At 64.1% G+C, this 25,966-nt stretch carries 21 protein-coding genes; 11 read left to right on the forward strand and 10 right to left on the reverse strand.

The features are described from left to right. Window positions 1-449: 449 nt before the first annotated feature. The 3 genes from C722_RS0100235 to C722_RS0100245 are packed head-to-tail and all read right to left on the reverse strand — an operon-like array spanning window position 450 to window position 4,516. Complete coding sequence (locus tag C722_RS0100235; protein ID WP_017638602.1) at window positions 450-1,793, reverse strand: MFS transporter; 1,344 nt, start codon at window positions 1,791-1,793, stop codon at window positions 450-452. 57 nt (window positions 1,794-1,850) lie between these two features. Next, window positions 1,851-3,236: a four-carbon acid sugar kinase family protein gene (locus C722_RS0100240; RefSeq protein WP_017638603.1), complete on the reverse strand. Its 1,386-nt coding sequence runs from the start codon at window positions 3,234-3,236 to the stop codon at window positions 1,851-1,853. A gap of 2 nt (window positions 3,237-3,238) precedes the next feature. After that, complete coding sequence (locus tag C722_RS0100245) at window positions 3,239-4,516, reverse strand: ribulose-bisphosphate carboxylase large subunit family protein (RefSeq protein WP_017638604.1); 1,278 nt, start codon at window positions 4,514-4,516, stop codon at window positions 3,239-3,241. Between the two features lie 188 nt (window positions 4,517-4,704). Here C722_RS0100245 and C722_RS0100250 point away from each other — a divergent pair, with 188 nt between their 5' ends. Further along, window positions 4,705-5,583 (forward strand): LysR substrate-binding domain-containing protein, encoded by an 879-nt coding sequence (locus C722_RS0100250; protein ID WP_026083551.1) that lies wholly within the window; start codon window positions 4,705-4,707, stop codon window positions 5,581-5,583. 39 nt (window positions 5,584-5,622) lie between these two features. On the opposite strand, the gene C722_RS0100255 is transcribed toward C722_RS0100250, so the two are convergent. From C722_RS0100255 to guaB, 4 genes are all read right to left on the reverse strand, one after another. Next, window positions 5,623-6,390 carry an SDR family NAD(P)-dependent oxidoreductase gene (locus tag C722_RS0100255; protein WP_017638606.1) on the reverse strand — a complete coding sequence of 256 codons (768 nt, stop codon included), beginning with the start codon at window positions 6,388-6,390 and terminating at the stop codon, window positions 5,623-5,625. Between the two features lie 282 nt (window positions 6,391-6,672). Beyond that, window positions 6,673-6,894 (reverse strand): OB-fold nucleic acid binding domain-containing protein, encoded by a 222-nt coding sequence (locus tag C722_RS26600; RefSeq protein ID WP_017638607.1) that lies wholly within the window; start codon window positions 6,892-6,894, stop codon window positions 6,673-6,675. A gap of 770 nt (window positions 6,895-7,664) precedes the next feature. After that, window positions 7,665-9,242: a glutamine-hydrolyzing GMP synthase gene (gene guaA, locus C722_RS0100265; protein WP_017638608.1), complete on the reverse strand. Its 1,578-nt coding sequence runs from the start codon at window positions 9,240-9,242 to the stop codon at window positions 7,665-7,667. 227 nt (window positions 9,243-9,469) lie between these two features. Continuing rightward, window positions 9,470-10,939, reverse strand: coding sequence for an IMP dehydrogenase (gene guaB / locus C722_RS0100270; protein WP_017638609.1), 1,470 nt, complete (start codon window positions 10,937-10,939; stop codon window positions 9,470-9,472). Between the two features lie 164 nt (window positions 10,940-11,103). Between guaB and C722_RS0100275 the strand changes: the two genes are divergently transcribed. The 6 genes from C722_RS0100275 (at window position 11,104) to C722_RS0100300 (ending at window position 18,385) form a co-directional block, all read left to right on the forward strand. Next, entirely contained in the window at window positions 11,104-13,230 is a 2,127-nt protein-coding gene (locus C722_RS0100275) for a TonB-dependent siderophore receptor (RefSeq protein WP_017638610.1), read from the forward strand. 295 nt (window positions 13,231-13,525) lie between these two features. After that, the gene (locus C722_RS0100280) at window positions 13,526-14,470 is read left to right on the forward strand and encodes an iron-siderophore ABC transporter substrate-binding protein (protein WP_017638611.1); all 945 of its coding nucleotides are present in this window, start codon (window positions 13,526-13,528) and stop codon (window positions 14,468-14,470) included. 59 nt (window positions 14,471-14,529) lie between these two features. Beyond that, the gene (locus tag C722_RS0100285) at window positions 14,530-15,507 is read left to right on the forward strand and encodes an iron chelate uptake ABC transporter family permease subunit (RefSeq protein ID WP_017638612.1); all 978 of its coding nucleotides are present in this window, start codon (window positions 14,530-14,532) and stop codon (window positions 15,505-15,507) included. Then, window positions 15,504-16,517 (forward strand): iron chelate uptake ABC transporter family permease subunit, encoded by a 1,014-nt coding sequence (locus C722_RS0100290; protein WP_017638613.1) that lies wholly within the window; start codon window positions 15,504-15,506, stop codon window positions 16,515-16,517. The genes C722_RS0100285 and C722_RS0100290 overlap by 4 nt, the downstream gene beginning before the upstream one ends. Next, the gene (locus C722_RS0100295; RefSeq protein ID WP_017638614.1) at window positions 16,499-17,305 is read left to right on the forward strand and encodes an ABC transporter ATP-binding protein; all 807 of its coding nucleotides are present in this window, start codon (window positions 16,499-16,501) and stop codon (window positions 17,303-17,305) included. Before C722_RS0100290 ends, C722_RS0100295 begins: the two co-directional genes overlap by 19 nt. 108 nt (window positions 17,306-17,413) lie before the next feature. After that, a complete protein-coding gene (locus C722_RS0100300) occupies window positions 17,414-18,385 on the forward strand; it encodes a D-2-hydroxyacid dehydrogenase family protein (RefSeq protein WP_017638615.1) in 972 nt (323 codons plus the stop codon). Between the two features lie 89 nt (window positions 18,386-18,474). Here the strand turns inward: C722_RS0100300 and C722_RS0100305 are convergent, their stop codons facing one another. From C722_RS0100305 to C722_RS0100315, 3 genes are all read right to left on the reverse strand, one after another. After that, complete coding sequence (locus tag C722_RS0100305; protein ID WP_017638616.1) at window positions 18,475-19,362, reverse strand: alpha/beta fold hydrolase; 888 nt, start codon at window positions 19,360-19,362, stop codon at window positions 18,475-18,477. A gap of 261 nt (window positions 19,363-19,623) precedes the next feature. Next, complete coding sequence (locus C722_RS0100310; protein ID WP_017638617.1) at window positions 19,624-20,394, reverse strand: sulfite exporter TauE/SafE family protein; 771 nt, start codon at window positions 20,392-20,394, stop codon at window positions 19,624-19,626. A 102-nt stretch (window positions 20,395-20,496) separates the two neighbouring features. Continuing rightward, the gene (locus C722_RS0100315; RefSeq protein ID WP_017638618.1) at window positions 20,497-21,561 is read right to left on the reverse strand and encodes an SDR family oxidoreductase; all 1,065 of its coding nucleotides are present in this window, start codon (window positions 21,559-21,561) and stop codon (window positions 20,497-20,499) included. Window positions 21,562-21,726: 165 nt separating this feature from the next. Here C722_RS0100315 and C722_RS0100320 point away from each other — a divergent pair, with 165 nt between their 5' ends. From C722_RS0100320 to C722_RS0100335, 4 genes are all read left to right on the forward strand, one after another. Beyond that, window positions 21,727-22,659: a LysR family transcriptional regulator gene (locus C722_RS0100320; RefSeq protein ID WP_017638619.1), complete on the forward strand. Its 933-nt coding sequence runs from the start codon at window positions 21,727-21,729 to the stop codon at window positions 22,657-22,659. A 239-nt stretch (window positions 22,660-22,898) separates the two neighbouring features. Beyond that, complete coding sequence (locus C722_RS0100325; protein WP_017638620.1) at window positions 22,899-23,966, forward strand: NAD(P)-dependent alcohol dehydrogenase; 1,068 nt, start codon at window positions 22,899-22,901, stop codon at window positions 23,964-23,966. Between the two features lie 118 nt (window positions 23,967-24,084). Beyond that, the gene (locus tag C722_RS0100330) at window positions 24,085-24,945 is read left to right on the forward strand and encodes a neutral zinc metallopeptidase (RefSeq protein ID WP_017638621.1); all 861 of its coding nucleotides are present in this window, start codon (window positions 24,085-24,087) and stop codon (window positions 24,943-24,945) included. A gap of 18 nt (window positions 24,946-24,963) precedes the next feature. After that, a complete protein-coding gene (locus C722_RS0100335) occupies window positions 24,964-25,965 on the forward strand; it encodes a hypothetical protein (RefSeq protein WP_017638622.1) in 1,002 nt (333 codons plus the stop codon). Window position 25,966: the final 1 nt, after the last annotated feature.

The raw sequence follows: 25,966 nt of genomic DNA on the forward strand, positions 1-25,966 counted from the left end.
ATTGGCGCTGAGTAGCGGTTGTTACACCGGATATCCATTTAAGCGAAACTTTTAAAAACAGCCCTATGTGTTAACAGCCGTTGGTGTACGTCCGCTTTTGGCCGCTAGCCGCTCTTTACCAGCGGCAGCTTCGGGCCCATCGCTATCTGACCAGTAGCTGCCCTTCGGCGAGGACAGCAAACGACCAGAAGCAGGCAGTAGTTAAATACCGCTAGAAGACCGCTTTTGGCCGTAGCCCCACAAGAGCCATGACGTCACCAGCTCCCGCCGTCGTTGGCACGCCGTCAGAATCTTTCATTTGATCACGATCATCATCCCGTACTCGTCCTCTAGGGTCACTAGAGTCACGTCGCTGGATGTATCTGACTGCTACCGGCCAACGACCCAGCCAGCAATCCGGGGCGGCTGGGCATGGCGCCTTCCTCGAGCTAATGCCGTACTCAGCTCGATCAGTCGTTCACGATATCGATATCCCTTGTTTCGGCAGAGAGGTAGACGCAGGTTGCGGAGATCACTGCGAGACTTATGGTCAGTATCGAAATAGCGTAGGGCGAGCCGTAATGGTTTAGTAGGTACGCCCCGAGGATAGGTGCGGTTCCGCCGCCGATAATGCCCCCAACGTTGGTCGCCATTGCAAAACCTGTAAACCGAGCACTAGGACCGAATGCCTCACCGGTAAATGACGGTACCGCACCGTAGACCAGTCCGTATCCCGTCATGAACAGGCACGAGCCTAGGACCATTGGTAGAAACTGGCCCATGGAGAATAGGTACCAGAAGGGAAAGGCGACCAGCGCTGTGAACGCGAAGCCAATAAGCATCGTGGTACGTCTGCCTATTCGATCCGCCAAAGCGCCGGCGCAAGGCACGACCACCAGGTGGGTGCAGACCGCGACCATAGCGACCGATAGCACGAAGGCGTTGGATAGCCCTAGTTCCCGCTGGCCGTAACTCAGCGCGAAGACGGTGAACAGGTAGAACGTGGAGAAGTGGCAGATGTTGGCGCCGGCGACCAGCAGCAGTTGCTTGGGATAGCGCTTGAAGAGGCGCATAGCGGGTGACTGGCTAGGGGTCACGTTCGCCGAACGCTTCGCGGCGGTCTCCAGGAATACTGGAGATTCGGGCACCTTCGAACGAACGAAGACCCCAACGATCAGTAGTACGAGGCTGGCGACAAACGGAATGCGCCATCCCCAGGAGTAAAAATCCTCCTTGGATAACGCGCTGCTGACGATCAGGAGCAAACCAGCCGAGGCGATGAATCCGAACACCGGGCCAATATTGTTGATCGCGGCGTACAGTCCACGTTTTCGCCTGGGCGCATGTTCGAGAAGCATGAGCACGGCGCCACTGTATTCGCCTGCGAAAGCAAAGCCTTGGATGAAGCGCAGGACACACAGCATGATCGGCGCCCAGATACCGACGCTTGCATAGGTCGGCAAAAGGCCGATACCTACGGTGCTCAACCCCATGACTATCAGCGTGAGGTAAAGCAACTTCTTCCGACCGATACGATCGCCGAAATGCCCGAGCACTAGGGAGCCTAGGGGTCTGGCGATAAAAGAAATGGCAAAGGACGCAAGGGAGGCCAGCCGCGAGACAGCCTCATCATGCCCAGGAAAAAACAGGGGAGCGAAGATCAGAGCCGCGGCAGTTCCATAGAGGTAAAGATCATAAGTTTCGAGCGCCGTACCGAAAAGGCTGCCGGCGACCACATTCTTCATGGACTTCTGCTTTTCCGCGTCCACGTGTTCAAGGGGGGTTTCACTTATGCTGGATATAGAGGTCTGCATGGTTTCACCTGTTGTTATTGTAGATGTGCCAGTGCTGTACTTGACGTTGCTCGATTACTAGCCTCTTAAAGCCCTGACGAAATAATCCCGGTCTCCCATTTGCCCGCCTTTCAGAGCGATTTCCAAGGACTTCAGATAGGGCTTTTCCGAATGCATCTGGCACAACGGTGCGCCGGGCGAGAGATAGGACTTGATAACCAATGCATCTGGATTTAGGACCTTGGTTATTTGGCTGGAGGTATCCCCTCCAGAAATCACGAGCCGCTTCAGCGGATAGGCTTCGAGAATGGCCAAGACCACATGACCCAACTCGAACGCCAGTCGTTTGCCGCCGTAAGTTCTTGCGTTGTCACGATTGAGGCCTTCGGCGACCATGGCTTCGATCATCTGCTCGATGCGTGGATCGGCCGTACCCTTGGCGGTATGCATGACGACAGATTTTCCCGCTGCGAGATAAGCGAGTGCAGCTGTCACCAGTTCCTGGAGTATGGCGCCACGCCGGGCGTCGCTTATGAGTCCTGTAGTGTCTACTGGCAACTCGACGAAGCCATCGGCGAGCGCTGTATCGATCTGAGCCTGGCTCAGCGGTGAGGCGCTACCCGACACCACGAGCACCTGTGCAACAGGATGCAACGGAGCGACTTGGGCTTGGTGGTTACACGTCCGGCCGCCTGCGTGCCAGTGTTGTGTCAGTCCGTACTCCACACCGGACGAGCCCACCACGAACACGGAAGTGCTGCCGATGGCGAGTTCGGTAAGGGCCCGACCCGCTGCGGTTAGGTGTTCGTCAGTGACGCCGTCGAACAATACTGCATCATGCTCACGACCCACCTCACGGGCCAGAGCGGCAAGATCCTCCGTTTCTTCAATATGCCGGATGGTTACCTTGGCAATGTCTAGGTTCGCCTGCTGGCCGATGTGCACACTGAGGTCGGCTTCCTGCATCGGCGTGATCGGATGAGCCCGCATGATCGGATGACGGTCGATCCGGTGAACCTGGTGATCCGTCTTGGACAGGGCGAACAGATTGCCGAAGGCACAGTACCGACCTAACTTGGGATTGCCAGCAATGATGGGAATGCCGGTGACGTCGAAGATCGCCGATGCCAGGCCGATCACGTGGCCGATGCTGCCAACGCTTGGCGCGCTGTCAAACGTCGAGCACACTTTGTAGTGCACCACTGACGGTGACAGCTGTTTGATCGCGTGGAACACCGCGGGTAGGGCGTCGTCCATTTCTGCGTTGGACATCGCACGGCTATCACCGGCGATGCCAATGGCATCAAAGCCGCCAAGCTCCGCGATCAGTTGTGACGACGGTGGCTGGAGGAACAGCGCGCACTTGAGTCCGGCCCCGGTCAGCACTTCCAGAGCATCCGTCGAGCCAGTGAAGTCGTCGCCATAGAAGACAAGCGGAAGTTTCGAATTGGCATCCTCAGCCATCTTCAGGCCCCCCCGAATTTCTTTAGCGCGGCACTCAAGGCTGGACGGCCTTCGGCGTACTGATGCAAAGGCACATGCTGCACTGCAGCCTCCCAGCCCTCGCGCATGCTCTGCACGCCAGCCTCGATACCTTGCGGGTGACCGATGATGCCTCCGCCCGCCAGATGCATGAGGTCGACCGACTTGAGTGCGTTGTAAAGAATCGGGGCCTGCGCAGCCCACTGGCCGGAAGAAAACACGGGCAGCAACGGCTGTATGCCGGCGAAGGAGCGCAAACAACTCTGTGCCGATGAAATAACGGACTCGTCCGGCTCCCAGAACTTGCTCTGGACTCCGTTGACATGCAGATGGTCGATGCCCGCTAGGCGCCATACCTTTTGGTAGACGTCGAAGGAAAAACCCAGGTTAGGGCTTCGCGTGAAAGCGCCCCACCCATTTCGATGGCCATGGATAGGCAATTGGGAATGCTTGCGGATGTGTTCGACGGCAGAGTGGCCAACCCAGTTCAGGCACAGCATCACGCAGGTGCCACCCGCCTCACGCACGGCATCGTGCCGCCGCAGCATTTCGTCCACACCGCCTGAGATATTGATGGCATACATAGGCATCCTGCCTAGCCGATCAGCATGACGGTGTAGCACCTGCATGACAGCGCTGAGCCGGGCATCGAAAGACGCATAGGTCGGGTCAATTAACAGCTCATCATCCTTGAAGAACTCGATACCACCTGCGCAGAGGGCATCGACCGTCTCAGCAGTCTGCTCAGGGGTCAAGCCGATGCTGGGCTTGATGATCGTGCCGATGATGGGCCGATCGTGTACGCCACAGAGGGCACGCGTACCTTCGATGCCAAATTGAGGCCCGAGGAACGTAGAAGCGAAGCGCTCGGGCAGTTTCAGATCCAAGACCCTGAGAGCGCTCACTTCGCCTAGCTCGAAGAGGTTTCCCGCTATGGTTGTCAGCAGCGCGGGAATGTTGGTGCCAATGTTGGCGATAGGGAATGCAATCGTGACCTCGCCACGATGGAAGTGATTTGACGGGTTGTGCCTTGTGAGATAAGCGCTGTGCAAGGAGGCTGTATCTACAGCTGGCAGCGTCTTGATGGATACGACCCGCGCACGGGAGCGCTCTTTCAACTCCGCAGACTCACCTGGAACGGAGATGAAGGTGCCACTCGATTGTTCGCCGGCGATAATCTCCCCGACTTTCTCGATCGGAAAGTTACTTTCAACAAAGAAGCGAGCGCTGAACTCTTCCCTGCCTGATGGATAACCGGACATAAAGTATTCCTCGAGCTAATTATTGTTGTCGATCTTCAGCAAAAAGCGTCTGCAGATGTACTTTCAATATACATTGACCACTCACCTGGCCAATCGATATGATTTCCTAAGCGTGCGACAAAAACTCACACTCAGCGCGGGTTGCCGTTAAAAGCGGCGCGCCCAGTCGGCTAGCGAGGTACCAAGCGATGCCCTCTACCCCACGGCCATCCCTAAATGCTTTGAGAGCCTTCGAGATGACTGCTCGAAAGGGCACGTTCAGCGAGGCGGCCGAAGCCCTGTCGGTGACGCATGGCGCAATCAGTCGGCATATTCGGAGCCTGGAGGACTCACTTGGCGTGGTGTTGCTGACGCGCAATGCGCATGGCACCACGCTCACTTCAGAAGGCGCCAAGCTTGCAGCCGGCCTCAGGCGCGGATTCGCATTGATCCAGGAAAGTGTGGAGCAGGTGCGGCCTCAACCGCTGGAGCTTTCTTGCTCTGCCTCAATCATGATGCACTGGCTACTACCTCGGCTGGCAAAGTTGCACAGTCGCTTTCCCACGATGGAGCTTGGGCTCAAAACTGGACATGGTCCTATCGACTTCATTCAGGAAGGCGTCAGCGTCGCGATTCGACTAGATAGCATCCAGCCACCCGCAGGTACCGTTCCCATCCCGCTCACACGTGAATGGATAGGAGTGATCTGCTCGCCGGAGTATCAGGCTGCCTCTGGAGTGAACGACGTCGGCCAGCTAGGCCGGGAACGCTTGCTGGCCACCAAGACTCGGCCACACGCGTGGAGTGATTGGTATGCGGCGGTGGCGCGCCCACCGATAGAAACGCTCGGTATGGAGTACTTCGAGCATTTTTACCTGCTGATACAGGCGGCGAAGGTTGGACTCGGAATGGCCTGCGTTCCCAGAATGCTGGTGCAGTCCGAACTCGACAAAGGGGAACTTGTGGCGCCTTTTGGCTTTGCCGAGGGTCCAGCCCACTTGGTTCTCTGGGTATCTCCAAGCGCTATGCAGCGGCCTGATACCGCGAACCTCGCACAATGGCTTCGAGAAGAAATGGCAAGCAGTTGAGGCGCGATCTGAGTGTGATAGCGCCTCGGAACTAAGGGATTAGATATCACCTGCGCCCCAAGCCAGGAAGCCACCGTCCACAGGCAGGACGATGCCATTCACATAAGCTGCTACGTCAGATGCTAAATAGCTGACCGCTCCAGCCATCTCCTGAGTGGTGCCGTAGCGCTTAGCCGGAATGGCGTTGCTATAAGCCTTGCGGAAACTGTCGCTGTGGAGCTCTCGAGTCATGGGGGTATCAACTGGCCCAGGCGCGATCGCGTTAGCAGTGATGCCATAGTCAATCAATTCGACGGCCATTTGACGAGTCAGCGCGATCACCGCGCCTTTGGATGTGCCATAGGCCGTACGACCTTTGCCGACGGCACGCAGGCCGGCTACTGAAGCGATATTGATGATCCTGCCAAAGCTATGCTTGCGCATGAGGCGAGCGGCCATTTGGCAGCATAGGAAGGTGCCGGTGACGTTGATGAGCAAGGTCTTGTTGAAGACCTCGAGATCGAAGTCGAGAAACGGCATTGTCTTCGCGATCCCGGCAGAATTAACCAAGACGTCGCATCGGCCTAGTTCACGCTCGATCCAGTCGAAGCACTCGGTTATGGATGACGGTGAGCTGACATCAACCTGGCAGGCGAAGGCAGAAAAGCCCTGGTCTTTGAGGTGGTCTGCGAAGCGCTCAGCCTCATCAATTTTGATATCACAGATGACGATCTGATGACCGTCTTTCGCAAGGGCCAGCGCAGCTGCAGCGCCGATACCCATGGCCCCACCTGTGACGACGGCAACTTTTTGATCGGTGGCTTGCATTGATTTTTTCTCTTGTTCTAAACGCCTGGGTGGCTGAGCTTTGGAGATTAGGAAATAGCTCGCTAGAGATGCAATCGATTAAATCTCCCGCTCAAGTGATAAAATTTCACAATCACGAAAGGGCAAGTCGAGTCAGTAATTACAGCCGGCAAAGCAAATGGGGAAGTCATCGGTTCAGCAGGTCCATATCCTTTTGCCTCATCTGGAAGTAGATGCTTTTTGAGCCGGTATCGTGAGAGAGGGAGTGCTCCGAAAGTAATCGTCCGACAGTCAGTAGTTTAATCAACGAAAATCTCGACTCCGGGTGTCGAGCCCCTGCAGCAGCTCGCTGATGTCCTCAAGTCGGCCGGCTACGACGTGCAGTAACCCGTCGCGCGTCTCCACGGCCCCATCCACCCATAGCAGCTGTGACGCCACCAGATCCCACCGCTGGCGCTCCGCCAAGGTACGCCACACCACCACGCTCACCATCCCAAACTCGTCCTTCAGCGTCACGAAGGTCATGCTGGTAACGGCGCCTGAGCGCCGCGTCCCCAGATTTAATTAGCCCGGCTATCCGGGCTGGCTGGCCATGGCAGCGTTCTTTCAAGTCACGAGAGATTATTAGGCGGTGAGCCACAAGCTAAGGTCGTAGTAACGTAAGAGACAACGGCCTAAGGTGTTACCCAGCGAGGCATAGTCGTAATAAGTGTCTACGCCCACGGTAGGTGCGACCAGTTCCTGGAACTCCTCTGCAACGATGGGGGCCCTCAGCAATGAGCGGCGGCTGCGGTTCGTTAGCTGCCCTACGCCAACGGCTGCTTTGGGTCGTTAGCGGTCAGTCATGAATGACTGCTTTCGTCCCTGAGCCGTGGGTGCAACCGCTTACGTCAGATGCAAACGACTGGCCAGCACCTATGAAAATTGTTCCGGTAGAGGACAATTTCCCATCAAGCTACCAGCTGTAATGAATGGCTACGATGCAACCTACCCAATAGCTTTTCCAGGTTGCCGGAGCGTCCATCCATCAACCACATTGGTCCAACCCTGCCACATCGCAGGACGCTGATACCGCCACGACCTTAATATAAACGGCGCGCACGCCCCTTCGCTGACGAGCTAGCTACTTCTCGATCCAGTCGGAGTTGTAACCCACCGCGTGCAAAAGCTGCTGACCGTGCGGCGCAAGTCGTGGAGACTGCCAGGATTCACCCTCATCAAAAAGCCAGAAGCCCGTAATTACGCGGGCTTCTGGCTTTTTCTGCTAGACGTACCGGTCTATCCCGGACGCGGGATCACTCCCACTCAATCGTCGCCGGCGGCTTGCTCGAGACGTCGTAGGTGACGCGGGAGATGCCGTCAATTTCGTTGATGATGCGGTTGGAGACCTTTTCCAGCAGCTCGTAGGGCAGATGGGCCCAGCGGGCCGTCATGAAGTCGATGGTTTCCACCGCGCGCAGGGCGACGACCCAGGCGTAGCGGCGGCCGTCGCCGACCACGCCGACGGATTTCACCGGCTGGAAGACGACGAAGGCCTGGCTGACCTTGTGGTACCAGTCGGCCTTGCGCAGTTCGCTGATGAAGATGTCGTCGGCGCGGCGCAGCAGGTCGGCGTATTCCTTCTTCACTTCGCCGAGGATGCGCACGCCCAGGCCCGGGCCGGGGAAGGGATGGCGGTAAACCATGTCGTAGGGCAGGCCCAGTTCCAGGCCGATCTTGCGCACCTCGTCCTTGAACAGTTCACGCAGCGGCTCGACCAGCTTGAGGTTCATCTCCTCGGGCAGGCCGCCAACGTTGTGGTGGGACTTGATGACGTGGGCCTTGCCGGTCTTGGCGCCGGCCGACTCGATGACGTCGGGGTAGATGGTGCCCTGGGCCAGGAACTTGATGTTGTCGAGCTTGCTGGCTTCGGCGTCGAAGACGTCGATGAAGGTGCGGCCGATGATCTTGCGCTTCTTCTCCGGGTCGGCTTCGCCTTCCAGGTTGGTCAGGAAGCGCTGCTCGGAGTTGGAGCGGATCACCTTGACGCCCATGTTCTCGGCGAACATGGCCATCACCTGGTCACCCTCGTGCAGGCGCAGGAGGCCGTTGTCGACGAAGACGCAGGTCAGCTGCTCGCCGATGGCCTTGTGCAGCAGGGCCGCGACCACGGAAGAGTCGACACCGCCGGAGAGGCCCAGCAGCACGTTGGCGCTGCCGACCTGGGCGCGCACCTGGGCGATGGCGTCCTCGACGATGTTGGCCGGGGTCCAGAGGGCTTCGCAGCCGCAGATGTCCTTCAAAAAGCGCGAGAGGATGCGACCGCCCTGCTTGGTATGGGTCACCTCGGGGTGGAACTGCACGCCATACCAGCCGCGCTCGTCGTCCCCCATGGCGGCGATGGCGCAGCTGGGGGTGCTGGCGACGATGTGGAAGCCGTCCGGCAGCTTGCCGACCTTGTCGCCATGGCTCATCCAGACGTCCAGGCCGAGCACGCCGTCATCGTCGATGTGATCCTGGATGCCTTCGAGCAGGCGGCTCTTGCCGACCACGTCGACCTTGGCATAGCCGAATTCACGGATGTTGGAGCCTTCGACCTTGCCGCCGAGTTGCTCGGCCATGGTCTGCATGCCGTAGCAGATGCCGAACAGCGGTACGCCCAGGTCGAATACCGCCTTGGGCGCGCGGGGGCTGCCGGCCTCATGGACCGACTCGGGCCCGCCGGCGAGGATGATGCCGCGCGGAGCGAAGGCGCGGATGTCGGCGTCGTCCATGTCGAAGGGGTGCAGCTCGCAATAGACGCCCAGTTCGCGCACGCGGCGAGCGATGAGCTGGGTGTACTGGGAGCCGAAGTCGAGGATGAGGATGCGGTGGGCGTGGATGTCTTGGGACATGGCCAGGTCTCGATAGCGCTAGGTTCAGACGATTCGGGGCTGTAAGACAGCCCCGAATCGCAACGTAAGAACTAAGAGCCTGTTAGAAGTCCGCTGCGCGTCGGCCAAACCGCGTTGAAAATGGCTTCGGAATGCTCATTTACCCTTTGTAAACTCCGCTTCCTCAGCCATTTTCGCCTTGTTTGTCACTAGCTCGCGGCGCTTTTAACAGGCTCTTGAATCAGGAATCAGCTAACGCGGTAGTTAGGCGCTTCCTTGGTGATCTGCACGTCGTGGACGTGGGATTCGGCCATGCCGGCGCCGGTGATGCGCACGAATTGTGGCTTGGTGCGCATCTGCTCGACGGTGGCGCAACCGGTGTAGCCCATGGAGGCACGCAGACCGCCCATCAGCTGGTGGATGATCGCCGCCAGCGGGCCCTTGTAGGGAACGCGGCCTTCGATGCCCTCGGGGACCAGCTTCTCGGCGCCGGAGGCGGAGTCCTGGAAGTAGCGGTCGCTGGAGCCCTGGGTCTGGGACATGGCGCCCAGGGAGCCCATGCCGCGGTAGGACTTGTAGGAGCGGCCCTGGAACAGCTCGACCTCGCCCGGAGCCTCTTCGGTACCGGCGAACATGGAGCCCATCATCACGCAGTAGCCACCGGCGACGATGGCCTTGGACAGGTCACCGGAGAAGCGGATGCCGCCGTCGGCGATCAGCGGAACGCCGGTGCCTTCAAGGGCGGCGGCGACGTTGGCGATGGCGGAGATCTGCGGAACGCCGACACCGGCGACGATGCGGGTGGTGCAGATGGAGCCCGGGCCAATGCCGACCTTGACCGCGTCGGCGCCGGCGTCAGCCAGGGCCTTGGCGGCTTCGGCGGTGGCGATGTTGCCGCCGATCACCTGCACCTGAGGGTAGGTCTGCTTGACCCAGCGCACGCGCTCGATCACGCCCTTGGAGTGACCGTGGGCGGTATCGACCACGATGACATCCACACCAGCGGCGACCAGGGCGGCCACGCGCTCGGGGGTCTCGGCACCGGTACCGACGGCGGCGCCGACGCGCAGGCTACCGGCGTCGTCCTTGCTGGCGTTGGGGTAGGCCTTGGCCTTCTCGATGTCCTTGACGGTCATCATGCCCTTGAGGGCGAAGGCTTCGTCGACGATCAGCACCTTCTCGATGCGGTGCTTGTGCAGCAGCTCGCGGACTTCCTGCTTGTCGGCGCCTTCGCGCACGGTGACCAGGCGATCCTTGGGGGTCATGACTTCGCGCACCGGCACGTCGAGACGGGTCTCGAAGCGCACGTCGCGGGAGGTGACGATACCCACCAGGTCACGGCCAGAGATCACCGGTACACCGGAGATGTTGTGCAGGCGGGTCAGGTCGAACAGATCGCGCACGCTGGCGTCGGCGTCGATGGTGATGGGGTCCTTCACCACGCCGGCCTCGAAGCGCTTGACCTTGCGGACTTCCGCGGCCTGCTGCTCGACGGTCATGTTCTTGTGGATGATGCCGATGCCGCCTTCCTGGGCCATGGCGATGGCCAGACGGGACTCGGTCACGGTGTCCATGGCGGCGGACACCAGGGGAATGTTCAGCTCGATGCCACGGGTCAGGCGGGTCTTGAGACTGACGTCTTTCGGCAGGACATCCGAATAGCCGGGGATGAGGAGAACATCGTCGAACGTCAGGGCTTCTTGGCTGATGCGCAGCATGGCGGGCGCTCCCGGGCGGGAAAATTTAGGAGCGCGACATTATACCTGCGCTTGGGGATGGGCGGCAACGCACCCGAGCATCAACGGTAAGAGGATTCGATTTACGTGAGAATGACTATCACTTTAGAATCGCCGCCACTTTTCCCGCCCTCCCGAGAACGCCCTTGAACACGCCGCCCAGAGCCCTTCGCCGTTTCGCGCCCTTCGCCTTCAGCACCCTGGCCCTGGCGACCAGTTCGGATCTGCTGGCAGCGGAAAACGCCAGTCTCGCCCCCATGGACATTTCCGCCACAGCCAGCGAGGCGGACGACAGCTATCGGGCGGCTACCGCTTCCACGGCGAGCAAGAGCGACGTGCCGATCAAGGAAGAGGCGCAGTCGGTGCAGACCGTGACTCCGCAACTGATCCAGGACTACGAGGTGCGGACCCTGGACGACGCCTCTAAATTTGTCAGCGGCGTGGCCCAGAGCAACACCCTGGCCGGGACCAAGGATGCCTTCGTCAAACGCGGCTTCGGCAGCAACAACGACGGCTCCATCTTTCGCGATGGGGTGCGCTCGAATCTGTCGCACAACTTCGATGCCACCGCCGAGCGCGTGGAAGTCTTGAAGGGCCCCGCCTCGCTGCTCTATGGCGCCCTGGAGCCTGGCGGCCTGATCAACGTGGTCAGCAAGCAGCCGCAGTACCAACAGCGCACCACCCTGAGCGGCTCGGCCTATAGCGAAGGCGGCGGCAATCTCGGCGTCGACACCACCGGCCCCCTGGGTGACAGCGGCTTCGCCTATCGGCTGATCGCCGAGCGCCAGAGCGAGGACTATTGGCGCAACTATGGGGTGGATCAGCACAGTCTGGTGGCGCCGTCGCTGTCCTGGACCGGCGAGCGCGCCAGCCTGACCCTGGCCTATTCCTATAACGATTACAGCGGCCCGGTGGATCGGGGGACGGTGTTCGTCAATGGGCATCCCAGCAGCGCCAGCTACGACAAGCGCCTCGACGAGAAATGGTCCGAGAGCAAAGGCATCACCGAGACGGCTAGTGCTCGCTACGAGTACCAACTCAGTGACGATTGGAAGACACGGCTGATCTACGCCTGGAACAACGACCGCTACAGCCTGGACTTCGCCCAGCCGGTCTCCTTGGCCGCGAATGGCAATCTGCTGCGGACGGCCAATGGCGCCCATTACGATTACGAGACGACGTACGCCAGTTGGGACTTCATCGGCCGGCAGGATCTGCTGGGCCAACGCCATGATCTGCTGGTGGGCCTCGATCACGAGGATAACGACCAGTACCGTGGCAACACCTACCGCAACAACAATGCCTCGCGCCGCAACATCAATATCAATGCGCCGGTGTACGGCGGCCTGGCAGCACCCAGCCTCCTGAGCACGACCCAGAGCGATCAGGACAGCAGCCTGGAATCCACTTCGCTGTACTTCAAGGACAACTGGCACCTGAACGATCGCTGGATCCTGGTGCTGGGCGGCCGCTACCAGAGTTTCAAGCAGTACAGCGATCAAGGCCTGGGCCGGGATTACGTCGTCAATCTGGACAAGCGCGATCACGCGGCCCTGCCGCTGGCCGGTGTGGTGTTCCAGGCCACCGATACCTTGTCGCTATATGGTAACTACAGTCGATCCTTCGTGCCGAACACCACCGTCGACGACCGCGGCAACACCTTCGATCCCGAAGAAGGCCGCAGCTTCGAGGTGGGTGCCAAATACGACCTGACGCCTGGTCTGAATCTGAACGTGGCGCTGTACGACATCCAGAAGAAGAATGTGGTGACCACCAGCAACGTGGCGGGTGTGAGCGTGAGCGAAGCCGCCGGTAAAGTCGGCTCGCGGGGCCTCGAAGTGGACCTCACCGGCCATCTGGCCGAGCGCTGGGACATGATTGCCACCTATGCCTACGATCACACCGAGGTGCTCGATGATCCCACCAACGAGGGCAATCGCCTGACCCAGGCACCCGAGCACAGCGGCAGTCTCTATCTGACCCATCACCTGCTGGTACCGTCCAACCTGGGTGGCTGGCACGTCGGCGGCGGCGCTCGCTACGTCGGCGAGCGCGCCGGCGATGCGGCCAACAGCTTCTACATGAGCAGCTACACCGTGGCCGACGCCTTCCTGCGTTGGGACCTGCCGGTGACCGGCTACCAGACTCGGCTGCAGCTGAACGTGGATAACCTGTTCGACAAGGAATACTACCCGTCGAGCGCCAACAGCCCGCTGCAGGTGGCCGTGGGTGAGCCGCGGACGGCGCGGCTGAGTGCCACGGTGAGCTTCTAAGCCAAGCGGTCTGCCCTCTCCCCAACCCTCTCCCAGGGGGAGAGGGGGCGGATCGCTACGTGCAACCCGGCGGAAAACGCTTCGCGGTTTTCCACGCTACGCCCAAGGTTGCATCACCTGCAGGAGCGGCCCATGGCCGCGATCCGCTAGCAGCCTGCGCTCACACCAAAGGGAGAGGGAACGGCCCGGCGTCCTTAGCGGGTGCCAGCCCTGCGCTGATGCTCTATCCTAGCCGCCCCGCTCGGGGCCTCGGCCCGCCTGGCGGGCCTCTTTCCGTCTGCAGTCAGTCCCCGTCATGCTCGATCGCCGCTCCCTTCTGCACTTCGCCGCTGGTACCGCGCTGCTCGCCGGACTGCCGGGTCGGGTCTATGCACGCGCGTCGGCGACCGATGGCGAGTTCCCGCGGCAGGTGGAGCATGTGGTGGGCAGCACCCTTATCCCACGCCAACCCCAGCGGGTGGCCGTGATCTCCACCGGCCAGCTGGACGCCGCTCTGAGCCTGGGCGTGATCCCAGCGGGCACCACCCGGGTGGACAATCGCGAACTGGCCCCCGGCTATCTGCGCAGCGCCCTTGCCAGCCGCGCCGGCGAGCTGGACGCCATGGTCGATCTGGGCAGTCGCCAGGCGCCGGATCTGGAAGCCCTAGCGCGCCAGGCGCCGGATCTGATCGTGCTCAATCGCACCGTGCTCAAGGCCGGTGGCCTGGAGCTGTTTTCGCGCATCGCCCCCACAGTGGTGGCGCGCGGCACCGGTGGCAACTGGCGGCCGGACTTCCTCGTGCTGGCTGATGCCCTGGGGCGGCGCCAACAGGCCGAGCGCCTGCTGGCGGAGCTGGATCGGGATCTCGCCGGCCTGGCGCAGCGCTTCGGCGCCCAGCCGCCCTCCGCCTCCCTGTTGTTTTCCAGCGGCGCCCGGCTGCGCCTGATGGGCGTGGATTCCTTTGCCGGCGGGCTGCTGCAGGCGATGGGCATGACCCGCCCAGCGGCGCAGCGCTTCAAGGGCACCTCGCGGGATGTCAGCGCCGAGTTGCTGGATCTGGCCGATGCGGACTGGCTGTTCTATGCCGAACAGGGCACCGCCCTGGCCAGCCTGGCGCGGCAACCGCTGTGGCCGCGGCTGACTGCGGTGCGTCAGTCCCGGGCCGTTCGCGTGGATACCGACGCCTTCTATCTCAACGCCGGGCCCCTCGCCGCCCGCCAAGTGATCGGCACAGTCGCCGGCGCCCTGGGGATGACATGACCCCGCCGGCCCGCCCCGCGCCTCTTGCGCAACGGGCATCCGCCGCCCGGGGTGGCCTGGTGCTGGTCCTGCTGCTGATCGTCCTGGCGCTGGCGGTGGTGGCGAGTCTGGGCATAGGCGCACGGTCGCTGTCGGCGGCGCAGATCCTGCACCTGCTCGTCGCGCCCGATGACTCCACCGAGGCTGTGGTGCTCTGGCAGCTGCGTCTGCCACGCACCCTGCTCGGACTGCTGGTGGGTGCGGCCCTGGGCCTGGCCGGTGCCCTGATGCAGGCGCTGACGCGCAATCCTCTGGCCGACCCCGGACTGCTGGGCATCAACGCCGGGGCGGCCTTCGCCGTGGTGGCCGGGCTGTCGCTGCTGGGGCTGGACGATGCCCCGACGCGCCTGGCCTGTGCCCTGCTGGGCGCGGCCCTGGCCGCCGGCCTGGTCTATCTGCTCGGTGGCAGTGCCCCGGCCCGCGGTCAGCCCATACGGTTGATCCTGGCCGGCATCGCCCTGAGCGCCAGCCTCAACGCCTGCACCGGCATCATCACCCTGTTCGACAGCGCGGTGTTCGACAGTTATCGCTTCTGGGCGGTAGGCGCCCTGAGCGGCCAGACTCCCGGTGGTGTCCTCGGCATCCTGCCGCTGCTGCTGATCGGCCTGGCGCTGGGCCTGCCCTTGGGCAGCCGCCTCAATGCCCTGGCCCTGGGCGACGACCTGGGTCGTGCCCTCGGCGCCCGCCCCGGGCAACTGCGGCTGTTGGCCTTCGTCGCCATCGTGCTGCTGTGCGGCGCCGCCACTGCGGTGGCCGGACCCATCGGCTTTCTCGGCCTGGTGGTGCCCCACGCCTTGCGCCTGCTGGTGGGCGCCGACTGGCGCTGGATCATGGCGCTGGCGCCCCTGGCCGGAGCCAATCTGCTGTTGCTGGCCGATACCCTGGGCCGCCGCGTGGCCCTGCCGGGCGAACTGGAGGCGGGAATCGTCTGCGCCCTGCTCGGCACCCCGGTGCTCCTCGCGCTGATCATCCGTTCCGCCCGGCGGGTGCGCCCTTGAGTCGCCATCGCTTCGCCCCCCGCCGCTCGGCGCGCTTCAAGGCCTGCCTGTTGCTGCTCCTGCTGGCGGCCATCGGTATCTGTGCCCTGACCCTCAGCGGCGGCGCCTTCGCTCCGGCGCCGCACCGGGTGGCGGCCACCCTGCTCGGTCGGGGCGACGCCCTGGCCAGTCTGATCCTGCTGGAGCTGCGCCTGCCGCGACTACTGGCGGCCTTTGGCGTCGGCGCGGCCCTGGGTGCCAGCGGTGCCATCTTCCAGCGGCTGGCGCGCAATCCCCTGGCCAGTCCGGATCTGGTGGGCTTCACCGTCGGCTCGGCCAGCGGTGCGCTGATCACCCTGCTCTGGCTGCAACTGGGCGGCGCGGCGCTGATGCTGGGCGCCCTCAGCGGCGGTCTCCTGGCCGCGGTACTGGTGGCCGGACTCGCCGCCCTGGCCGGTATCCGCGGCGAGCGGATGATCCTGCTGGGCATCGCCATCAGCGCCCTGCTCGCCTCGCTCAACGAATACCTGCTGACCCGCGCCGAGCTGGACGAAGCCCAGGAGGCCCGGCTCTGGCTGTTCGGTAGCCTGGACATGCTGACCTGGAGCCGCACCCTGACCCTGCTCGCCGGCTGCCTGTTGCTGCTGCCGCTGGCCGCCTGGCTGGCGCGCCGGCTGCGCCTGCTGGAGCTGGGCGACGACCTGGCCCGCGCCCTGGGCCTGGCCGTGCTGCCCAGCCAGAATCTGCTGTTGGCCGTCGCCGTGGCCCTGGCCGCCCTGGCCATCGCCACCGCCGGCCCCATCGGCTTCGTCGCCCTGGCGGCGCCCCAACTGGCCCGTCGCCTAACCCGCAGCGCCGATCTGGGTATCCTCGCCCCCGCCCTGCTCGGCGCCTGCCTCACCGCCCTGGCCGATCTGCTGGCCCAGCGGTTGCTGGCGCCCTTCCAGATTCCGGTCGGGTTGCTCACCGGCGCCCTGGGCGGCCTCTATCTGATCTTCCTGCTGAGCCGCGAATGGCGGCGGACCTCATGAGCCAAGACGCCCCCTCCAGCCGCCTCGCCGCTCACGGCCTTACCGTGGGCTACGGCGGCCAGCCGATCTGCGCCGACCTCGATGTGCGGCTGCCCGATGGCCGCTTCACCGTCATCATCGGTCCCAATGGCTGCGGCAAGTCGACCCTGCTGCGCAGCCTGGCGCGGCTGATCCGCCCCAGTGCCGGCGAGGTACGCCTGGACGGCCGGCTGATCCAGGAGCTGCCGACCCGTGAGGTGGCGCGGCGCATCGGCCTGCTGCCGCAAAGCGCGGTGGCGCCGGACGACATCCTGGTCAGCGACCTGGTGGCCCGCGGGCGCCATCCCCATCGCCAGGCCTTCTCCGGCTGGACGGATGCCGACGAGCGCGCGGTGCAGCACGCCCTGGAAGCCACCAATACCCTGGAACTGGCCGAGCGGGCGGTGGACAGCCTGTCCGGCGGCCAGCGCCAACGGGTGTGGATCGCCCTGGCACTGGCCCAGGAGACCCCGCTGCTGCTGCTCGACGAGCCCACCACCTACCTGGACATCGCCCACCAGGTGGAGCTGATGGAGTTGCTCTGCCGGCTCAATCGCGAGGGTGGTCGCACGCTGGTGGCAGTGCTGCACGACCTCAACCAGGCCTGTCGCTACGCCGACCACATCATCGCCCTGCGCACCGGGCGCATCCTCGCCGAGGGGCCATCGGCGGAAATCGTCACGCCCGAGCTGATCGAGGCGCTGTACGGCCTCAAATGCGCGGTGATCGAGAATCCCCTGGCGGGCACGCCGCTGGTGATTCCTTATTAGGCTCTGAACGTTGGGTTTTGACGGTGAAGCGGTCTCAGCGGCGCCCGAGCTTGTCGGAGGACCTTGCAGGTGCTCCACTGGCGGTTCAGAACAACAACGGAGCCCGCCATGCATATCGTCATCCCCGACGACTACCAGCACGTCGTCGAAACCCTGGATTGCTATCCCCTGCTCCAGCGCGCCGGGCACCAGGTGACGCTCTATCACGATGCCGAGCGCGATCCCCAGGTGCTGGTGGAGCGCTTCCGCGATGCCGATGCCCTGGTGCTGACCCGCGAGCGCACCCGTATCGACGCCGAGCTGCTGGCGCACCTGCCGCGGCTCAAGCTGATCAGCCAGACCGGCAAGGCCACCGCCCATCTCGACGTGGCCGCCTGCACTCACCAGGGCGTGGCGGTCTGCGAAGGCAGCGGCTCGCCGGTCTCCACCGCCGAGTTGACCTGGACCCTGATCCTCATGGCCCGCCGCCGGCTCAAGCCGGCCATCGACGCCCTCTATGCCGGGCGCTGGCAGGTCAATCTGGGCGAGCGGCTGGATGGACAGATCCTCGGTATTTGGGGCTATGGCAGGATCGGCCAGCGCCTGGCGCGCTACGGCCAGGCCTTCGGCATGCCGGTGCTGGTCTGGGGCAGCGAGGCCTCGCGCGCCCGTGCCGAAGCCGACGGCCACCGCGCGGCGGCCAGCCAGGAGGCCTTTTTCGCCGAGGCCGATGTCATCAGCCTGCACCTCAGATACAGCGAGCGCAGCCGCGGCTGCGTGCGCGCCGAGGACCTGGCGCGGATGAAGAAGAGCGCCCTGCTGGTCAACACCGCCCGCGCCGGCCTGATCGAACCCGGCGCCCTGCTCACGGCGCTGGAACGGGGTCATCCCGGCCAGGCGGCGCTGGATGTCTTCGAGCAGGAACCCGTGGCACCGGATGACCCCTTGCTCGCCCACCCCAAGGTGCTCTGCACGCCGCATCTGGGCTATGTGGAAAAGCACAGTTACGAGCTCTATTTCGGCGAGGCCTTCGCCAACCTGGTGGGCTTTTTCGCGGGTGAACCGACGGGTGTCGCCAACCCGGAGGTATTGGGGCGGTAGCTTCGATACACACGCCAAGGCGGCGTTTTCACCACCTTGGCTTAGTCGCATCCGTTGGGCTTCGACGATGGAGCCGTCTCAGCACCAACCTACGGCAGCCGTTCCCTTACCGCGGCGGCGAAGGCGGCCGGGGCTTCCTGGGGGATATTGTGGCCGCAGCTGGGTAGCACCTCGTAGCGCAAAGGCCCACGGAAATGCCGGGCTACAATGGCTTCGCCCTGTACCTTCGTCACGCCGTCGTCGGCGCCGGCCAATACCGTGGTGGGCACGCTGATGGGCGGCTGCGCGGCGAGCCGGCGCTCGGTCTCGGCATAGGCTGGATCGTCCGGCGCCAGGCCGTAGCGGTGGCGATAGGAGTGGATCACGGTGTCGACGAAATCGGGATTGTCGAAGGCCGCGGCGGTAAGCGCGTAGGTGGCGTCGCTGAAGCGCCAGCTGGGCGACCACAGTGACCAAAGCAGTCGACAGAAGTCGCGGCGATGTTCCGCGAGGCCGGCCCGACCTCGCTCACCGTGGAAGTAGTACTGGTACCAATAGCGCAGTTCCGCCTCCGGGGAACCGGGCTGGGTAGCGGCAGTGGCGATGTCCTGGATCGGATAGCCGTCGCCCAGCACCAGCCCCGCGACCCGCTCGGGCCAGAGGGCGGCGACGATACCGGCGGCGCGACCGCCCCAGTCATAGCCAGCCAGGGTCGCCCGCTCCAGGCCCAGGGCATCGAGAAGCGCCAGGACGTCATGGGCCAGGGCGGCCTGCTGGCCGGAGCGCGGGGTGTCGGCGCTCAGGTAGCGGGTGGCGCCGTAGCCACGCAGAAAGGGCACATAGACGCGGCAGCCAGCGGCGACCAGTTCATCGGTCACCTCGGCGTAGGCGTGGATGTCGTAGGGAAAGCCGTGCAGCAACAGGACCGGCGGGCCATTTTCCGGTCCTTGGACCTGATAGGTCACGTCCAAGACGCCTGCCTGAAGGGAGGTCAGCATGGAGGGTTCTCCGCTGTTGGTGTTCTAGAGCGGAGAGCCATGAGGGATGGGGAGTTCCCGCCGTTGAAGCATCGCGCGGAAAACGCCGGCGGTTTTCCTCGCTACGACGTTCGAGCGCATCGCAGCCATGGCCGCGATCAGCGACGTAGGTTGGCGCTGAGCGCAGCGAAGCCCAACAGTCCAGGGTTTGGTCTAACGTTGGGCTTCGACGATAGAGCTGTCTCAGCCCAACCTACGAGTCTTCCGCCCAGGATGACTTGACTACCCCGCCAGATACCGTCCGATCAGGGTCACGCCGGAGACCAGCACCAGCCAGGTCACCAGGCGGGTGAAGCGTTCGCGGGACAGGCGCCGCTGCAGGTGGCGACCGATCCAGCCGCCGAGCAGCATGGCGGGCAGCAGGCAGACGGCCAGCAACAGCAGGCTGCCGTCGCTGTAGGCGCCGGCGATCAGCAGCAGGACGATGCGAATGGAGGCACTGCAGCCGATGAGAAAGCTCTGGGTGCCGCGGATGGCGTTCTTGTCTTCCAGGCGGCCATTGAGATAGAGCGCATAGAGAAAGCCGCCGCTGCCGAACAGGGCGCCGCACAGGCCCCCGACGCCGCCCGCCGGGATCGACCAGGCCGGCGCCAGTTGGCGAAAGCCCTTGGGCGTGAGCAGGCTGTAGGTGGAATAGGCGACCACGAAGAGCCCCAGCCAGAGCATCAGCAGCCGGGCATCGGTGCGCATCAGCAGGTAGGTGCCCAGAGCGGCGCCGAGCAGCAGCATGGGCAGCAATCGCTTGAGTTCGCGCCCGGCGATGGCGCGGCGATCCGGCAGCCAGTTGTGGAAGGACGCGAGGAAATCCAGCATCACCAGCAAGGGCACGATGCGCGATAGCGGCATCCAGCTGGTGAGCAAGGGACCGGCGACCAGGGCACTGCCGAAACCGGCCACGCCGAAGATCAGATAGGCCAGGACCACGATGGCTTCGATGAACAGCCAGTCGAGAGGGCTAAAGGCGGGAACGAAGGCAGCGAGGGTTTCGAGCATGGGAGCGCATCCTGCGACAGGAAAGCGCATTCTGCGCCCCGGGAATGGCCTATGAAAACCGCCGGCTGCCCGCGTTCACGGGAACCGGCGATCCAGAGCGACTCAGGGAATCAGGCGCTGGGCTCTGAGGCGGGTGAAGAGGTCGAGAAAGCTCGCGCGGGTGTCGCGATAGCCGAAGAAGCCCAGGTCGCGGCTCTTGGTCATGTCGTTGAGGCACTCGATCTCGCGGCCCAGGTCGGCGTCGCTGTGCCACCAAGAGGCAAGCTTGTCGACATCGGCCTCCACCAGGCCATGTTCCTCGGCCAGCTTGCGCCACTGCGCCGGGGCCGTGTCCTTCATCCGTGCTTCCAGCGGCATGGGCTGCTCGGGATAGGGTGCCGGCTCCAGGTCGAAGAAGGCAGCGATCTCGCTCCACAGCCAGCGCCAGCGGAAGACGTCGCCATTGACGGTGTTGAAGGCCTGGTTGCGCGCCGCCGGCGCCAGGGCCGCCCACTCCAGCTGCTCGGCGAGCAGGCCGGCGTCGGTGACGTCGGTCAGGCTGTCCCACTGGGTACGGGAGCCGGGAAAGACGAAGGGTTGGCCGGTGGCCTTGCACAGCGAGGCGTAGACCGCCAGGGTCAGGCCCATGTTCATGGCGTTGGTGCCCTTGGCCTGGCCGATCATGCTGTGGGAGCGGTGCACGCTCCAGCCGAAGCCGTGCCGCTCGGCGGCGGCGAAGAGGATGTCTTCCAGGGTGTAGTAGAAGTTGGCACCGGGCTGGCGCGGCTCGCTTTCGCGGAAGGGCGTCTCGGCCTTGCCGCTGCCGTATTCCTCGAAGGAGCCCAAGTAATGCTTGGTACCGGTGACCAGCGCCAGATGCTGCAGCGGCGCGCCGTCCAGGGCCTGGCAGAGGTTGTTCATCATGGCGCCATTGGCCTCGACGTTTTCCTTCTCGGTGTCACGGCGGGTCCAGGTGCAGAAGAACACGTGGCTGATCGGCAGGCCGGCCAAGGCCTGGCGGGTGGACTCGGCGTCGAGCAGGTCGGCGGCCACCGGGATGACGCCTTCCTGGGCCACGGGTTTGCGGGCCAGACCATAGACGGTCCAACCCGAGGCCACCAGGGTATGAGCCAGGTTGTAGCCGGAAATGCCGGTGACGCCGACGATAAGAGCGGTGCCCTTGCGCATGAAACCTCCAGATAGGGAAGAAAAGGGGCCTGCGGCAGTGCAGGCGCTGTAGATAAGGGAGTGCCTTGTCTCAGGGTTGATTCCAGCCTATTGGAGAATTAACGGCGTATCCTGGGTATAAATTCCTATTTAATAGGAATCAGATTCCATAATAGGAAGCCAGCCTTGTATTCCTCTGAACGTCTCAAGGGCCTCGACGTCTTCGTCACCGTGGCCGATCTCGGCAGCTTCACCGCGGCCGGCGAGCGCCTCAACCTCACCGGTTCGGCCATCGGCAAGAGCGTGGCGCGACTGGAAAGCCGACTGGGCGTGCGGCTGTTCCAGCGCACCACCCGCCGTCTGCGCCTGACCGAGGCCGGCGCCAGTTTCTATCGCACCTGCACCGGGGTGCTGGCCGAGCTGGAACAGGCCGAGCTGGGGCTGACCGCGCAGGACGGCGAGCCCCATGGCCGGGTGCGCATCGACCTGCCCGCCTCCTATGGCCGCCTGCACGTACTGCCGCTGATCCTGGAGCTGCTGCATCGTTACCCCCTGCTGCAACCGGATCTGTCGCTGTCGGATCGCTTCGTCGATCCGGTCCACGAGGGCATCGACATCCTGGTGCGCATCGGCGGCTCCGATGCCTGGCCAGCCAGCCTGGGGCATCGCTTCCTGGGCACCCAGCGCCAGGTCTTTTGCGCCGCCCCGGCCTATCTCGCCCAGCATGGCCGACCCCAGACCCCAGCCGACCTGGTCGAGCACCAGTGCATCGGCTTTCGCCAGGCCGACGGCCTGATCAGCCCCTGGCAGTTCCGCGGCGAGCAGCCGGGCGACAGCGAACGCTGGATCTTCCAGCCACGCCTGGTGGTAGGCGATGGCGAAGGCGAGGTGCTGGCCGCCCTGGCCGGCCATGGCATCGCCCAGTTGCCGACCTGGCTGATCGGCACGCACCTGGCCAGTGGCGCCCTGGTCGATGTGCTGCCCGAACATGGCGTCGAGGGCTCGCCGATCAACCTGGTATGGCCACGCAGTCGCGAGACCCTGCCACGGGTCCGGCTGCTGCTCGATCACCTGGCCACCCGGCTGTTGCCCACCGTGGCGCCCAGGCTGTCCCGCTAGGCACGACCGGTCGACGGCGGGCCGTGGCAAGGGCGGGAACATCTGCTCTGGCACCCCGGTCGTAAGACCTCGTGCCCTGCCCGCCCATGAGTTCCATCGATGGGCGGCATGACCGATATCGAGACGATCGATTGGTGCCGCCGTGCCTGGCTGCGCAGGATCGACGGTTTGCTAGCTGGCCAGGCCCGCCTGGCCGCCCCGCTCCACCCTGCAGTTCCACCATCTAGATGAGGTATCTCATGAGCCAAGCCCAAGGCTACGCTGCCCAGTCCGCCGACCAGCCCCTGGCGCCCTTCTCCTTCAAGCGGCGCGAACCCGGCGCCCACGACGTGCAGATCGACATCCTCTTCTGCGGCGTCTGCCATTCCGACCTGCACACCGCGCGCAACGAGTGGAACAACACCCTCTATCCGTCCGTGCCCGGCCACGAGATCGTCGGTACCGTCACCGCGGTCGGTGCCCACGTGAAGAACTTCAAGGTCGGCGACAGCGTCGGCGTCGGCTGCATGGTCGACAGCTGCCAGCACTGCGCGCCCTGTGATGCCGGCGAAGAGTCCTATTGCGAGAACGGCTTCACCGGCACCTACAACGGCAACCTCTACGGTGGCAGCGAAAACACCCAGGGCGGCTACTCCGACCACATCGTGGTCAACGAGAAGTTCGTGCTCAAGGTGAGCCACACCGAGAACCTGGCCGCCGTGGCGCCGCTGCTCTGCGCCGGCATCACCACCTACTCGCCGCTGGCCCACTGGAAGGTCGGCCCGGGCAAGAAGGTCGGCATCGTCGGTCTGGGTGGCCTTGGCCACATGGGCGTGAAGATCGCCCACGCCATGGGTGCCCACGTGGTGCTCTTCACCACCAGCGCCAACAAGAAGGACGACGCCCTGCGTCTGGGCGCCGACGAGGTGGTGGTGTCGAAGAACGAAGACGAGATGGCCGCGCACGCCAACAGCTTCGACTTCATCCTCAATACCGTGGCCGCGCCGCACAACCTGGACGCCTTCCTCACCCTGCTCAAGTGGGACGGCACCATGACCCTGGTCGGCGTACCCGCCGAGCCGCACCCGGCGCCCAGCGTCTTCAACCTGGTGATGAAGCGCCGCCAGCTGGCCGGCTCGCTCATCGGCGGCATCCGCGAGACCCAGGAGATGCTGGACTTCTGCGCCAAGCACGGCATCGTTTCGGACATCGAGCAGATCGCCATCCAGGACATCAACGACGCCTATGAGCGCATGCTCAAGAGCGATGTGAAGTATCGCTTCGTGATCGACATGCAGAGCCTCAAGCAGGGCCAGACCGCGGCCTGATCCCGCGCTCCGCTCCGCTGACAACGCCCGCGCCCGTCGCGGGCGTTGTCATTTCCGGTAACGCATTTTTGCTGTGACCTGCGGTCTTAGCGATAGCAAAGATCAGGAGGCAAGCGCCATGCAGTGGGACAAGGGACAACGTAGCGACAACGTGCAACAGGCCAGCGGCGGACGCGGCATGAAGATCGGCGGCGGCCTGGGCCTGGGTGGCGTGGCCCTGGTGGTGGTGTTCGGCCTGCTCAGCGGCCAGAGTCCGACGCAGATCCTCGGCAACCTGATCAGCCTCAGCGGCCAGAGCGCGCCCAGCCAGCAGGAGACCACCGCCCCCGCCGACAATCGCCAGGTGGACTTCGTCCGCGTGGTGCTGGGTGAGACCGAAAACACCTGGACGCGCATCTTCCAGGCCCATGGCGAGCAGTACCAGCCGCCCAAGCTGGTGCTGTTCAACGGCCAGGTGCAATCCGGTTGCGGTGGCGCCACCGCGGCCAGCGGCCCCTTCTATTGCCCGGTGGACAGCAAGGTCTACCTGGACCTGACCTTCTTCCAGGAACTGCAGCAGCGCTTCGGCGCCGACGGCGACTTCGCCCGCGCCTACGTCATCGCCCACGAGGTCGGCCACCACGTGCAGAACCTCACCGGCACCACCAACAAGATGGAAGCGGCGCGCCGTCGCGGTATCCCCACCGAAGGCGCCACCGGGTTGTCGGTGCGGTTGGAGTTGCAGGCCGACTGCTATGCCGGGGTCTGGGCCAACGACGCCCAGAAGCGCTTGAACTGGCTGGAGCCGGGTGACCTGGAGAAGGCGCTGAACGCCGCCAACGCCATTGGCGATGACCGCTTGCAACGCCAGTCCCAGGGTCGCGTGGTACCGGATTCCTTCACCCACGGCAGCTCCGCGCAGCGGGTCAAGTGGTTCCGTACCGGCTTCGACAGTGGCAAGGTGGAGAGCTGCGATACCTTCGCCGCCAAGGCACTCTAACGTCACCGGGAGCCTCCCATGCGTCGCCTGCTCGCGCTGTGCCTGGCCTTGGCCTGGGGCCCCGCCCTGGCGGCGCCTCATGAGGGGGTCGCCCGTATCGTCGGCGACCGCTTGCCAATCGGTCAGGCGCAGGCCGCGTTGCAGCTATCCACCGACTGGAATCAGCCGCACCCGGAAATTCGCCGCGCGCTGGTGATCGTCCATGGTCGCCTGCGCAACGCCGCCACCTATTTCCGTTCCGGCGAGACGGCCACGGCGGCGGCCGGCGCCGCGGCAGACACCCTGGTGATCGCTCCGCAGTTCCTCAACGAAAAGGACGTCCACCGGCATCGGCTGCCGGACGACCTGCTGCGCTGGCAGGGCAATGCCTGGATGGGCGGCGAGCCCGCCCTGGGCCCGCAACCCTTGAGCAGTTTCGCCGTGTTCGACGCCCTGCTCGCCCGCCTGGCGGACCGCCAGCGCCTGCCCAATCTGCAGGAGGTGGTGATCGCCGGGCATTCCGGCGGTGGCCAGGTGGTGCAGCGCTACGCCGTGCTCGGCCACGGCGAGCGCGCCCTCGCCGCCACGGGCATCCGCCTGAGATACGTGGTGGCCAATCCGTCGTCCTATGCCTATTTCGATGCGCGTCGCCCGGATGCCCAGGGCCAACCCGTGCCCTTCGCCGGCGCGGCCAGTTGCCCGGATTTCGACACCTGGAAATACGGCATGCAGGGCCTGCCGGCCTATGCCGAAGGACGCCCGGCGGCCAGCCTGGAGCAGCACTATGCGGAGCTCGACGTCACCTACCTGCTGGGCGCCGAGGACACCGACCCCAACCATCCGGCGCTGGACAAGGGTTGCGCCGCCGAGGCCCAGGGCCCCTATCGCCTGGCCCGCGGACTGAACTACTACCGTTACCTGCAGGGCCGTCATCCGGAGCTGCGCCAGCCGCTGGTGGAGGTGCCGGGCGTCGGTCACAACGGCGATGCCCTTTTCACCTCGCCCGAGGGTCGTCGGGCGCTGTTCGGCGCTGGCGGCTAGC

The organism is Pseudomonas sp. 313 (genome assembly GCF_000316965.1).
In the GTDB taxonomy this organism is placed as follows: Bacteria; Pseudomonadota; Gammaproteobacteria; order Pseudomonadales; family Pseudomonadaceae; genus Chryseomonas; species Chryseomonas benzopyrenica.